The sequence below is a fragment of the Bittarella massiliensis (ex Durand et al. 2017) genome (assembly GCF_001486165.1).
Lineage (GTDB): Bacteria > Bacillota > Clostridia > Oscillospirales > Ruminococcaceae > Bittarella > Bittarella massiliensis.
Map to the genome: position 1 here is coordinate 196,288 of NZ_LN908977.1, position 13,080 is coordinate 209,367.

Genomic DNA, 13,080 nt, shown 5'->3' on the forward strand with positions numbered 1-13,080 from the left:
AGATGAATAGGATCAGCTACATTGACATCGCCGGGAAGAAATGCCCGATGAACTTCTCCCTCGGCGCAGTTGAGGAAATCGGCCAGCGGTACGGTGGCTTGGAGGAGATGCAGACCGCTTTTTCGGGAATCGACAAAAAGCCCATGCACGAGGCGCTGGGGGACCTCCTCTGGCTCCTGTCCGTCCTGCTGAAATACGGGGCAAAATATGCCAAGCTGACCGAGAATGGCGACGGGAAGGCATACAGCGCCGAGGACCTGGCTGTCCTCTTTGGTGTAGAGGATGCGGGCACCCTTTCTCAGGCCCTGACTGCGGCCATGAACCTGGGAGCCACAACCACTCTGGAAGTCGAGGACGAGCCAAAAAACGGGGAGGCCACACTGGGCCGGTAAACCCGGTGTGGTACCAATACTATGCCATGCGTATGGGCATCCCCCGCAACGAGTACCCGCTGATCCCCGCCGGAGAGTTTGCCGACCTGCTAGCCTGCCACCGGGTGGAGCAGGGTGTGGCACGGCTCAAAATGCCGCTGGACGACGAAGAAATCATCCCTGACGTGCCTTGACCGCTTGTGCCCGGCGATGGTACAATGTGGAAAAAGTCGGAAGGGTTGATTTTATGGGGCTGTTTGGCAAAGTAGAAAACTGCTGTGTTTGTGGGTCCAAGGGAAGCAAAAAAATCGCCGACGGATATATCTGCGCGGAATGCTACAAGAAAATGCGTGGCTTTTTGAACCTCAACAAGCCCTTTAAGGAGCAAACCTCTTCCGACCTGCGGCGGGCAGTTCGGGATAGCGAGCAGAATCAATCCCGGGTTTTGAAATTTACGCCCACTCAAAAAGCTCTTGGTTATTTGTGGGTCGATGAGGGCAAAGGCTGGCTAATTGCGAAAGGCGATACCCACAATGACAAGCACAACCCGCGGGTGTTTCTCTTTGACGAAATATTGGGCTTTGATGCTGATGAAGACGGCGCGATTGTGGCAAAAAGCGGGTTGGGCGGCGCAGCTGTCGGAGGACTGCTTTTTGGAGGAGCGGGAGCACTGGTTGGGGGCCTCGCGGGGCATAAAACAAAAGATATGGTCAATAGTCTGACTATCCGGATTAGAACATCTTATCGAGGGCACCCGCTTATTGAAATACCTTTGCTGACCGCCCCTGTAAAGCGTGGGTCGTTTTCTTACAACTTGGCTAAAGAGAGCGCGACCGCGATTCTCAACTTATTGGCAGGCTGTGTTGGAAAGCACGAAGCAGTACCTCAGAGTACCTCTGCGGCCGACGAAATATTGAAGCTGAAAGCCCTTTTGGATACAGGTGTGCTGACTCCCGAAGAGTTTGCAGAAGCCAAGCGGAAAGCCTTGCGATAATCGGCAAAAGCTGTGCTTATTTTTTAGGAAAGATTGGTGCTGATTGCAGTAAGGTTGGGCCTGTTGGCACTGCCACGTCGCGCTCCACGGGGTGCAAAACCAGAAAAAGAGATCATCTACGGATGGTCTCTTTTTTATGCCTAATTTTGAGGAGGTGAGTTATTGTCGGTAGACATCGGCCCGCGCATTGGCGTTGATGGAGAGAAGGCATTTCGGGATGCAATGAACCGGGTGTGCGACGCCATCAAGTTGACCAACGCGCAAATGAAGGCGGCCATGGCTCAGTTTGACCGTGCTGATAAGTCTGAGGAAAAATTGACCCAGCAAAACGCGCTGCTTGAAAAGAGCATCGACGGGTGGCGCGATAAACTCAAACTGCTGAACGACAACTTGGAAACCCAGAAAAAGAGGCTGACCGAGCTGGGAGTGGCCCTCGACAAGGCCAAAAAGAGTGGGGGTGACAACGCCCAGGAGGTCGCCAAAGCCGAGGCGGCGTACACCCGGCAGGCCCGGGAAGTCAATAAGTGCGAGGTAGAGGTGGCGCGCGCCACAGAGAGCCTGAACAAGATGGACCGGCAGCTCCGCTCCAATAAGGAGGAGCTGGAGAGAGCCGCCGTCGGTGCTGACGACCTGGGGGATGGGCTGGACGACGCCGGGGACAAGTCGCTGAAATTCGGGGACGTGCTCAAGGCGAACGTGCTGGGGTCGGCCATCTCTAAAGGGATTGGTTTCCTGGCCCAGCAAATCAAAAATGTGGGGTCGGCGCTGGCGAACGCCACCAAAGAGGGTGTAGAACTGGCCTCTGACCTGATCGAGAGCCAGAACGTGGTAGACACTACCTTCGGAGAGAGCGCCGAGGTGGTGAATAAATGGGCGAAAAACGCCGCCACCTCCTACGGCATCTCTGAGTTGGCTGCCAAGCAGTACAATGGCACCCTGGGAGCCATGCTCAAAAGCATGGGGCTCTCTCAGGACGCCGTGGTGGATATGTCCACGGCGATGGTCGGGCTGGCCGGTGACATGGCCTCTTTTTATAACCTTGATGTGGAAACGGCTTTCGAGAAAATTCGCTCCGGCATCTCCGGCGAAACTGAACCGTTGAAGCAGCTCGGCATCAATATGTCGGTCGCCAACCTCCAGGCCTATGCCCTGTCCCAGGGAATCACCAAGGCATACAACAGCATGAGCCAGGCCGAGCAGGTCACCCTCCGCTACAACTACTTGATGAGCGTGACCGCTGACGCACAGGGGGACTTCGCCGACACTTCGGACAGCCTCGCCAACCAGCAACGCATCCTGGCCCTGCAAATCGAGAACGCAAAGGGGGCCATTGGTCAGGCGCTATACCCGGTTATCACCCAGATTACCACTGCATTTAACGAGTGGTTTGCGACGGTGGACAAGGAAAAGTTGACCGAGACCATCAAGTCGGTGGTGCAGGCCATCGTTGATAACGGCCCATTGATTATCTCCATTATTTCTGGTATTGCCGCAGGGCTGGCCGCATTTGGGATTGCTTCGTTAATTACAAAAGTGGTAGGGGCATTCAAAGTGCTGTTCACGACTTTGCAGGCCGGGACAGGGATTATGAAGGCTCTCGGTGCCGCTATGAATACTAACCCCATCTTTTTGATTGTGTCAGCAGTCGCCGCCCTGGTCACTGCTTTCATTACCTTGTGGAACACCAGCGAGGACTTCCGCAACTTCTGGATCGGCCTCTGGGACACCATCTCCGGGGCCTTCTCCGCTGCTTGGGACGGCATCGTCAACTTCTTCACAAAGACCATCCCGGACGCTTTCAATGGCTTCATTAACTGGATCAAGAAAAACTGGCAGGGGCTGCTGCTTCTGCTGGTCAACCCCATTGCCGGGGCCTTCAAGCTGATCTACGACAACTGCGAGGGCTTCCGAAATTTCATCAACAACTTCGTCCAGTCGGTCAAGGACTTTTTCGTCAACGGCTGGAATGCCATTGTGGCATTTTTCATTGAGACCATCCCCGCGTGGGTCGCCTCGGTAGCGGAGTGGTTCAACGAGCTCCCCCGCCGAATCGGCGAGATGATCGGGGCCTTGATTGGGCATGTCGTCCAGTTCGGGCTTGACCTCTGGAACTGGGTCACGGTAGAGCTGCCGAAAATCATCCAGGCTGTGGTTGACTGGTTCGCCCAGCTTCCGGGTCGCATCTGGGAGTGGCTGAAATCCGCGGCGCTGAAAGTTGCCCAGTGGGGGGTCGACCTCTACACCACCATGAAGACCAAGGTGGAGGAGGCCATCACAGCGGTGGTTGACTGGTTCTCCACCCTGCCCGGGAAAATCTGGGACTGGCTGGTGGAGACCGTCCAGAAGGTCATCCAGTGGGGCATCAACCTACGGAATAAGGCCAAGCAGGCCGCCACCGACATGGTGACCAACGTGGTGGACACCATCAAGAGCCTGCCCGGCAAAATCGTTGAAATCGGCAAAAATATCGTCACTGGCCTCTGGGAAGGAATCAAAAGCATGATCGGGTGGATCAAGGACAAAATCTCTGACTTCATCGGCGGCATTGTCGATGGGGTGAAGGGCGTCTTGGGCATCCACTCGCCCTCAAAAGTGTTCGCCGGTATCGGTGAGTACATGGGAGAGGGCTTGGGGATTGGCTTTGCGGATTCCATGCGGACCGTAGCCAGCCAGATGCAGAATGCAATACCGACCACCCTCGCAGGACCGTCCTTGTTAAATGTGTCTGGGGCGGCCGCTGGGAACGCGGGATCCGCCGTTTCTGCTACGCCGGTCTCGGTGGTGCTGCGAATTGACCATTTTAACAATTACTCCCAGGATGACATTGCGACCCTCTCCGACATGGTGGCCGCGCAAATCCAAGACAAGGTGACCAGACAGCAGGGGGTGTTCAGGTGACCAATTACTTTATTTTTGACAACCACCGGTCTCTGGACTATGGCCTCCAGCTCAACAAGGTGGACACCCTGTCCGCCCCCGCCCGAGAGGTAGAGGTCAAGAGCATCCCCGGACGGTCCGGGGAACTGCTCATCGACAAAAACCGGTTCGGCAGCCAGACGGTGACTTATGGGGCGTTTTTCAAATGCGCTCGCGGAGAGGTTCCCGCCTACGCCCGGCGCATCAAATCCTGGCTGCTGGGTGTGACCGGATACCGAGAACTGGCCGACACCTACGACCGGCAATATTACCGCATGGCCCGGTACAGCGGCGCACTGGACATTGAGGCCGTAGGCCGCCGGTTCGGCAAGCTCGACCTCTCTTTTTCCTGCCAACCTTTTCGGCTGCGGCAGGATGGCCGGGTGCTGCGAGAGCTGCCTCTGGAGAGCACCGTCTACAACCCCGAGGACTGGCCCAGCAAGCCCTATTTCCGGCTGTACGGTAACGGGGACATACAGCTGGTGGTAGGGAAGGCGGTGTGGCAGTTTTCGGGGGTTTCCGGCTACATCGAGGTGGACAGCGACATCATGGAGACCCACAAAGACCTGCTGCCCCAAAACGGCAAGAAGACCGGCGACGGCTACCCCGAGCTGGCCCCCGGATGGAACCTGGTCAAGGCCACCGGGGCGACAAAAATTGAGATGATACCGAGGTGGTGTACATTATGATCCCTACCCTATATGCGCCGGAGGAGACTGCGTTCGAGAGCGACGGCCTGGGGCTGCTGCCGGACTGCCTATCCTGCGAGGTGACGGAGGAGCGCAACGGCGTGCTCGAGGCCTCTCTCCAATACCCAACCACCGGCAGGCACTACGCCGACATCGAAAACGGCAGCGTTGTCAAGCTACTGCCAAACGACACCAGTGACCCCCAGCTGTTCCGGGTCTACAAGATTTCGGCCCCCATCAACCAGGTGGTGACCCTCTCCCTTGAGCACATCAGCTATGAGCTCAAGGAGGTGCCAGTCATCAATTTCAAGGTCTCCGGCAACGCGGCGACCGCCCTAAACACCCTGCTGGGGTCGGCGGTCATCCCTCACCGCTTCACCGCCTGGTCGGACATTACTTCCAGCAACTCCACCGAGATCAAGGAGCCTTGCAGCGTCCGGGCCTGCTTGGGCGGGAAAGAGGGCTCCATCCTGGACGTTTGGGGTGGGGAATACGAGTGGGACAATTTCGAGGTCAAGCTCCATGCCCACCGGGGGCAGCAGACCGAAGTGGTGCTGGAGTATGGCAAAAACATCACCGACTTAGTGCAGGAGAAAAACATCGGGGAGATGGTGACTGCCATCCTGCCATATGCCAAGCAGACCGTGGACGGGGCAGAGGTCTACACCATCCTGCCGGAGCGGTACATAGAGGCACCCACGGCGGATAAGTTCCCCCGCCTGCGGGTGGGCGTCCGGGATTTCACCAGCGACTTTTCGGAGGGCGAAGAAATCACGGTGGCCGCCCTGCGACAGAAGACCCAGGCATATATCAAGTCTGCCAATGTCGGGGTGCCGTCGGTCAACATCAAGGTGGCGTTTGAGCCGCTCTGGCAGACCGAGGGCAACGAGGCCCTTCGCCCCCTGCAAAAGGTGGGGCTGGGGGACACCCTGACCGTGCGCTTCCCGGCCCTGGGGGTAGACGCCACCGCCAAGGTCATCAAGACCATCTACGACCCGTTGGCGGAGAAATACACCAGCATCGAGCTGGGGGACGCCAAAAGCGACCTTGCCGACACCATCGGCGGGATGCAGAACAGCGTCCACGAGATTGAAAAGACCGTCAGCGGCGTGGACAGCCTGATCGAGGCCGAGGTCAACCGTGCCACCGACATCCTGACCGGCACCGACGGAGGCCACGTGGTCATCAAGCGGGACGACGCCGGAAAGCCGCAGGAAATCCTCATCATGGACACCGAGGAAATGGAGACCGCGCGGAAGGTGTGGAGGTGGAACATGGGGGGCTTCGGGTACTCCTCAAATGGCATCAACGGCCCCTATGACACCGCCATCACCATGGACGGCCACATTGTCGGCAAGTTTATTACCGCTTACACCATCATCGGCTCTCAAATCATCGCCGGGCGCATCCAGTCCAAGGATGGCACTATCTATTTTGACCTGGATAGCGGGGACGCGGCGGTGAAAAAGCTCATAGGCGCAGGCGGCTACCAAGTCGATGTTGGGGGGTTCAACGGGTCTGATGGATCCCAACTCTACGGGATTCGTCTCAACAATGCAGAAGGGGTCCCACTCATTAAAATGGGGGGATACTCGGTGGCAGCAGAACATGCCTTTCTCTCCGCTCCTAGGTCATTTGGGATTGATTTTGGAGGCGAGACAGAAAAATACAGTGCGCACCTATATTCGTCGTACGGATGGGCTCTTGGAGACCCCACAGAAGAACATTCTTGCGCTATCCACATGCGCATAGATGATTCTCCGGCCTCCTTTGAACTACGCAGAAATCGAATTTTGATTAGCTCGTCACCAGTCGGTGGCGGAAGGGCGTCAGGAATTGAGATTGACGAAACGGGTGTAAACATTTATGGGCCTAAAGTCACTGTCAATGGCAGAGAAATATAGGGAGGTGAATCCTTGCAAATTACAAATAAAATCACGCTGAACCTCTCCGGTGAAGAGGTTTTTGCGCCGATCGTGGCGCACCAGGGAGACCTAGACAGCCGGGTGGTAGAGTGCGCCCTGCAAAAGGACGGGGTGCCTTACACCATCGAGGAGGGGACCACCGCCCGGGCGACCTACAAGAGCGCTGCCGGAGTGAGTGACATCCACGACGCGGAGATTACGGGGAACGCGGTCATTGTGCCGCTCATCCCCTCTCTCTTGGCGTCGCCCGGTGACGCCCGCTGTGACGTGCTCCTGTCCAAAGGGGGTGCGGTGGTGGGCACAGGGCGTTTTACGGTGCTGGTCTCGCCTGCGGCAGCCATTGGGCAAGACCTTGAAAAGTCGCCGGAATACCAGTCTTTCGTCGCCGCCCTGGCTGATAAAGACCAGTGGAAAGAGGAAACGGCGGAGGCCATCTCCAAGGCTACTGCGGCCACCGAAGGGGCCAACACCGCCGCACAAGCTGCGAATGATGCTGCGGCAAGCGCAGACGCGGCGAAGCAGGCTGCTCTTGACGCGGCGGGAACCGCGGCCACAGCCGCAGAGACCGCCAACACAGCCGCAAACGGGGCCAACACCGCCAAGACCCAAGCGGAGGGGGCGGCGCAAAGCGCGCAGACTGCCGCCACTAGGGCCAATGAAGCTGCGGAAGGGATCGAGAGCACAGGCATAATCGCCCACATGCAGAGTACTAGCAACCCCCACCAAGTGACGGCGGAGCAGGTGGGGGCTATGGCGGCGGATGCGATCCAGAGCGGCAGCAACGCCAATGGGTCGTGGACTAAGTGGCCGGACGGGACGATGATCTGCCGGGGTGTTGGGGTCTACGCCGTGCAGACATCCGAGATCACAGTGGGACTGCCGCAGGCATTTGCGGCGGCTGATTATACCCCGGTAATATCGTTTCACTGGACTGTCACAGCGGGAGCAATTGGGGCAATTGTAGGCATTACGACAAGCGGATTCCGGGCGCGGGTAGCTGATGCCATAAACGGCAAAACCTACGAAAACGGTACACAGTTGACAACGTCCTATATATGCATTGGCCGCTGGAAATAAGGAGGGCAACAGCAATGGCATTAGCTAAGCAGATTACATACGACAACGGCACGACCGCCAGTTACCACCGCATCGACGGGGCGCTAGCGCACTACCACCCCGACAATGGGGCCACAGTGACCGCCACCCTGTACAGCTACCTCACCGAGGACACCCGGGTGGCCAACGCAGGGGCCCCGGTCTCGGCTACGAATATTACTGCCGAGCTGACCGAGACCCAGGTCAACGGCAACCTGCGCAAGACCATGTACGCCAAAATTAAGGCCCTGCCCGAGTGGGCGGACGCCGAGGACTGTTAGGAAGAGGTAAGTAGTGGAAATTGTGGAGACCCTCGCTGCCCTGGAACAGCGGACCAAATCCAACACCCGAAGAATTGATAAGCTGGAACAGAACCAGGAGGCCATCCAGCAGTTGGCCCTGTCGGTGCGGGAGCTCGCCACCCAGATGCAGGGCATGAGGGAGGAGCAGGCTGACACCAGCAAGCGCCTTGCCGAATTGGAACGCAAGCCCGCGTCCATGTGGGACAAGCTGGTGGCGGCCCTCATTGGGGCCATTGCCGCCGGCCTTGCCGGCGCTGCCCTCTCGCTCATTGTCAGATAAGCGCCCACCCAGGGCGCTTTTGTTTTGCCCCCACGCGGGGTGGGAAGGAAGGAACAAAATGGAACAGATTATCAACTACATCAAGCCCGAGCTCATCCCGGTGGCGGTGGTGTGCTACATCATTGGGGCGGCCCTCAAGCGCACCGAACTGCTCAAGGACAAGTATATCCCAGTCGTGCTGGGGGCGTTTTCGGTCGCTGTCTGCGCTATCTACGTCTGCGCGACCTCTGACCTGTCCACCGCCCAAAACGTCCTGATGGCGGTATTTGTGGCTGTGGTGCAGGGTCTGCTCCTCGCGGGCGGGAGCGTGTACGTCAACCAGATCATCAAGCAGACCAAAAAGGAGGAAAAATAATGGCACAGAAACTCATCCAGCCCATCAACAACGCCCGACTCACCGCGTCCTATAAGTGGGGGAGCGCCTACAAGCGGGATTTCGGCGGCGTCCACTACGGGCAGGACATGACCGGCGGCCCCATCGTCTACGCCCAGGGTAACGGCGTGGTGGCCTTTGCCGGCTGGGACGATGTCTGCGGTTACGTGGTGGGGATCGTCTATGATGACTGCGTCAACCACTTTGACGGCGGGCACCGCCCCCTAGTGGGGCGCTACTACCACATGGCGGACGTGCGGGTGAAGAAGGGCCAGCGGGTCACCAAGGATACCCGCATCGGCACCGTGGGGAACACCGGCAAGTACACCACAGGAGCCCACCTCCACGTTGAGATGGACACCGACACCAAGTACCCCAATTACACCCCCACCCTGGCGGGCAACTCCAATCTGCTCAAGAAGGGCCTGCGGGGAGCCAAGGACACCACGGTGGACCCCATGCGCTGGACGCACACCAAGGCCAGCGCCCCGGACAATCAGACCATCGTCGCCGGGTATGGCAGCGACTGGGTCGACCCTAGAGATGCCAAGTTGCCCAAAATCTAAGAGTACATAGAGAGCGCCCCGACTTGCTTTTCAGCAGGCCGGGGCGTTTTTTTGTTTGACAAAACAGAAACGCGGGCCTATAATATATACAAAGTCGAGGGCAGCTATGCCGCCCCGTGGATTGAAATAGTTTATAGCGCATTACTAGGTCTCTTATTGGAGAATTAGGAAAGTCCCCCGGTAGCCGTTTGGTTGCTGGGGGACTTTTCTGCGCCTAAAAATAATTATCTATTTTATCAGATATTATAGTTGACAACATCTGATATATATGATAATATATAGGTACAAAAGAAAGGAGAGAGCACTATGAAGTACATCGTCAAAAGAGCTTGCGGCCACGAGGAAGAGGTACAAATCTATGGCAGCACCGCCGATCGCGAGCGCAAGCTGAAATGGTACGAAGAGACCGAGTGCAAAGAGTGCTGGAAACTCTCCCAGGTTAGTGACTGCGAAGAAGTCAGAATGAGCTACCGCGACTATAAGACGCAGTATGCTGACTGCAAAACAAAAACCGGCAGCTATGACGCTGCAGAGAAAACCATCGTCGTGTATGTGCCCCGCGAGGAGCCGGTAGCGGAACTGTCGGAGGCAGAGGAAGAAGAGCCTATCACCGAAGAAGAGGCCATCAATATCATGGTGGCCTGCGGGATGCCGGAAGAAATAGCCAAGTGGTGGCTCTCGATGGACAGAGAAACCATGCAGCGAAATTTTGAACACAAACAGCATCTGCTCAAAAAATACATGAAAACAGAGCGTGGGAAACGTCTCGCAGATGCCATCGCCGGATTTAAGACCTTGGAAGAATGCCTGGAAATCGCCGTGAGCGTCAAACGATAAGGAGGAAATAAAAATGAAATTGTACCGAGTGAGAGAGGCCGACGCCATCAGACAGGGGCTTGACCCTGCCTATCTTCTCTACGACCCGCAGCACATATCCGCCATGTGGGTGGATGAACTGGATATCACCCTGCCGGAGGGGTACACCGTAGAAGCCGCCGAGAGCGGCGAGCCGATCATCTGCGACCCGCAGGGAGAAGGCTGCCTCCTCGTGCATCGCGGCGGCCCGGCGGTGTACAATGTCAATTCTGGCTGTGAAAAATTGGAGGTGGCATAATGGACAGGGATGCAGTCTACGCCCTGGGATATGCCTATGGCCTGCTTGAAGGGCAAGCGGAAAAAGAGGGGTACCGGCCGGACGTCCATACCGGGAAACGGAAGAATGCTTGCCTCCGCCCCATGATGGGGTACACGCAACTGTACTCCGACCTGATTTTTGGGCAGCACAAATTTAGAGACAAAATCAAGCGCAAATGGATAGACAACCAGATGGCCGAGCTGCTGCAATATGTGGAGGTGGAGGAGCTTGACAACAACGTCATCTCCTTAGACCTGCAAGGAGTGTGGCTGACCGCCTACTACCACGGGCGGGGCGGGAAAAAGGCCCGGCTGGGGAAGGAGAGCGAGGAGGCCGAGAAGGCCGAGGCGCCGAAGAAAAAGGGGATCAGCGCCTGCCGGAAGGCGGCGGGCATGACCCAGAAAGAGCTTGCGGACAAGATGGGGACGGGGCAGAGCGCGGTATCCGCGTGGGAAAACGGTGGGAACGTCACCATCGAAAACCTGAAAAAGCTGGCCGAAGTGCTGGGCTGCACAATAGATGACTTAGTGGTCTGACCAATGCGAGAGAAAAACAAAAAGGTCTGTGTTGTCTGTGGGCGGGAGTTTTTCGCTCCCCCGAGCAGCGGGTCAGTATGTTGCGGCCCGGTGTGCTCAAAGACCCACCGCAGGGAGCTGGCGGGTCGAGAGATTGCACGGGCTAGCATCCAAAAGGCAAAAACGATTGGGATGCAGGACCCACGGCTCCAGCGCGGTGAACAGCATATAAACGCTAAAAAGCGGGTCATCAAATCCCCGGACGGCGAGACTTATCACTGCCACAACCTGTTACACTGGTGCAGAGAGCACGAAGACATATTGCCGGGAACTGCGCGGCAGGCATGGGACGGGTTGTCAAAAATCAAATACTCGATGCAGGGGAAAAGAAGACATCCTTGTTACACGTGGCGCGGTTGGACGTTGATTGATTGGGGGGATTAGCTAGACAGCCGGGTGAACCTTCCCCGGGCAGGGTCTTGAACCTGCCCTATATGGCAGAAATTTTGGAGGCGGTAGAGGCAGGAAAACGTCCGAATTTGTAACCCACTTTATAACCCGCTTTGGCTCCAAAGGTGGTGTTTTGATTCCATCGTTTGCGCTACGTGAAACAAATAATTCGCATATTTGTGCCATTTATCATAATACTTGGAATTTACATTGGACATATAGACTGGTTCGAGTCCGGCCACCGGCACCAAACAGGGCTTGGACGAACACCTACTTTTTTGTAGGCGGTTTTGTCGTGAAATGTTCGCTCTGATACCAAACAGAAACCCGCCATCTTAGATTAAGTTCTAAGGTGGCGGGTTTTGTTATGCCAATTTATATTTTTCTGAAAGTAAATTCGGAATCTCGTGCCTTTTATCTAAAGAATGTGATTCTCTAAGTATTTCCAAAGGATCAAAGAATGGGGTAAATGAAACAATGTCTTGTCCAGTCTTTCCCGCTTCGCAAAGAACCTTGCTTTCACGGACCTCATTCTCAATAGATTTTGAAAAGTACATATCCTCCGAATACATAAACATAATCAATGTCAATGCGGCAAGTTTGTCCTCTAATGTAAGTTTATTAAATTGTTTGTAAAACTGCCTATAACGCTTATCTCCATCCTCAATAAACATCACGATTACAGTTTCCGATTTTAAAGGTAATATGCTTATATGAATGTTTTGTATTCTGTACTCAGGGGATGGATTATAAATGTTGTTAATAATATTACTGTTAAAATCAACTGCCAATGCTAACGAACATTGAAAAGCAATTGGAACCACATAATTTGGTTTTTCATGATAGCACACATAGTAGTCTGTTGAACTGTCTTTTTTTAATGCTTTCTTTGCTTTTTTATAGCTGTCCTCATATTCCTTTAAATCCATTTCATTTGCAGTGTTTTTTGCATCGCTAAACATCCGTGCGGCATCTGTTTTTTTGGCAGAAATATTAAAAAGTTCTATTTCAAAAAGCCGTTTGCTAATGGATTTCAAACTGTTTTTTAATGCCATTTGGGCAATCATCTTCGGAGTAGGTTGAGTTGAATAATTATCGGGATTCTCATAATCCGAAAAGATCTTACTGTCACAATCATTGCAAATTAAATGAAATGTTCCTGCTTTATTCACTCCGTTTTCAGTATCAATTAAAGGATTATCCACAACGGTATTTAATGTAAGTACATCGCCATTTGTGGCTATATTTTCAAGACAAAATCTCGGAACAGAATGCGAATTACAAAAGCTCGTAACGCTCTTTCCACAAAAATAGCAAGTATCTCTCTTTGCAGCTTGACGTGCTTCTTTTAAAAGTTGGCTCATTTGCTTCTTATATGTGAAATCGGTTCTGAGCAATTCTTTTTCCTCGTCTGAAAAAGCACCCAAATTAAAGAGATTAACCATATCATCAAACATCTTTTTCACCTT

Annotated in this window: 15 protein-coding genes; 14 read left to right on the forward strand and 1 reads right to left on the reverse strand. The window is 54.9% G+C overall.

The window, feature by feature from the left end:
* Nucleotides 1-2: 2 nt before the first annotated feature.
* The 14 genes from BN3266_RS07940 (at nucleotide 3) to BN3266_RS13590 (ending at nucleotide 11,182) form a co-directional block, all read left to right on the forward strand.
* The gene (locus BN3266_RS07940; RefSeq protein ID WP_059004740.1) at nucleotides 3-392 is read left to right on the forward strand and encodes a hypothetical protein; all 390 of its coding nucleotides are present in this window, start codon (nucleotides 3-5) and stop codon (nucleotides 390-392) included.
* A 5-nt stretch (nucleotides 393-397) separates the two neighbouring features.
* Nucleotides 398-565: a hypothetical protein gene (locus BN3266_RS13880; protein ID WP_154669029.1), complete on the forward strand. Its 168-nt coding sequence runs from the start codon at nucleotides 398-400 to the stop codon at nucleotides 563-565.
* Nucleotides 566-591: 26 nt separating this feature from the next.
* Entirely contained in the window at nucleotides 592-1,365 is a 774-nt protein-coding gene (locus BN3266_RS07945; RefSeq protein ID WP_154669030.1) for an SHOCT domain-containing protein, read from the forward strand.
* 162 nt (nucleotides 1,366-1,527) lie between these two features.
* Nucleotides 1,528-4,263, forward strand: coding sequence for a phage tail protein (locus tag BN3266_RS07950; protein ID WP_059004742.1), 2,736 nt, complete (start codon nucleotides 1,528-1,530; stop codon nucleotides 4,261-4,263).
* A complete protein-coding gene (locus BN3266_RS07955) occupies nucleotides 4,260-4,970 on the forward strand; it encodes a hypothetical protein (RefSeq protein ID WP_059004743.1) in 711 nt (236 codons plus the stop codon). Before BN3266_RS07950 ends, BN3266_RS07955 begins: the two co-directional genes overlap by 4 nt.
* Nucleotides 4,967-6,874, forward strand: a complete 1,908-nt coding sequence (locus BN3266_RS07960) for a phage tail spike protein (RefSeq protein WP_059004744.1) — start codon at nucleotides 4,967-4,969, stop codon at nucleotides 6,872-6,874. The genes BN3266_RS07955 and BN3266_RS07960 overlap by 4 nt, the downstream gene beginning before the upstream one ends.
* A 12-nt stretch (nucleotides 6,875-6,886) precedes the next feature.
* Nucleotides 6,887-7,972: a BppU family phage baseplate upper protein gene (locus BN3266_RS07965; RefSeq protein ID WP_059004745.1), complete on the forward strand. Its 1,086-nt coding sequence runs from the start codon at nucleotides 6,887-6,889 to the stop codon at nucleotides 7,970-7,972.
* Between the two features lie 14 nt (nucleotides 7,973-7,986).
* Nucleotides 7,987-8,271 carry a hypothetical protein gene (locus BN3266_RS07970; protein WP_059004746.1) on the forward strand — a complete coding sequence of 95 codons (285 nt, stop codon included), beginning with the start codon at nucleotides 7,987-7,989 and terminating at the stop codon, nucleotides 8,269-8,271.
* A 13-nt stretch (nucleotides 8,272-8,284) separates the two neighbouring features.
* Nucleotides 8,285-8,572 (forward strand): hypothetical protein, encoded by a 288-nt coding sequence (locus BN3266_RS07975; RefSeq protein ID WP_059004747.1) that lies wholly within the window; start codon nucleotides 8,285-8,287, stop codon nucleotides 8,570-8,572.
* A 58-nt stretch (nucleotides 8,573-8,630) separates the two neighbouring features.
* Nucleotides 8,631-8,927, forward strand: a complete 297-nt coding sequence (locus BN3266_RS07980) for a phage holin family protein (protein ID WP_059004748.1) — start codon at nucleotides 8,631-8,633, stop codon at nucleotides 8,925-8,927.
* A complete protein-coding gene (locus tag BN3266_RS07985; RefSeq protein ID WP_059004749.1) occupies nucleotides 8,927-9,511 on the forward strand; it encodes a M23 family metallopeptidase in 585 nt (194 codons plus the stop codon). Before BN3266_RS07980 ends, BN3266_RS07985 begins: the two co-directional genes overlap by 1 nt.
* Nucleotides 9,512-9,817: 306 nt before the next feature.
* Complete coding sequence (locus tag BN3266_RS07990; RefSeq protein ID WP_059004750.1) at nucleotides 9,818-10,348, forward strand: hypothetical protein; 531 nt, start codon at nucleotides 9,818-9,820, stop codon at nucleotides 10,346-10,348.
* A gap of 13 nt (nucleotides 10,349-10,361) precedes the next feature.
* Nucleotides 10,362-10,625 carry a hypothetical protein gene (locus BN3266_RS07995; RefSeq protein ID WP_059004751.1) on the forward strand — a complete coding sequence of 88 codons (264 nt, stop codon included), beginning with the start codon at nucleotides 10,362-10,364 and terminating at the stop codon, nucleotides 10,623-10,625.
* Nucleotides 10,625-11,182: a helix-turn-helix domain-containing protein gene (locus BN3266_RS13590; protein ID WP_082671735.1), complete on the forward strand. Its 558-nt coding sequence runs from the start codon at nucleotides 10,625-10,627 to the stop codon at nucleotides 11,180-11,182. Before BN3266_RS07995 ends, BN3266_RS13590 begins: the two co-directional genes overlap by 1 nt.
* 794 nt (nucleotides 11,183-11,976) lie before the next feature.
* Here the strand turns inward: BN3266_RS13590 and BN3266_RS13885 are convergent.
* A complete protein-coding gene (locus BN3266_RS13885) occupies nucleotides 11,977-13,068 on the reverse strand; it encodes a hypothetical protein (protein ID WP_154669031.1) in 1,092 nt (363 codons plus the stop codon).
* Nucleotides 13,069-13,080: the final 12 nt, after the last annotated feature.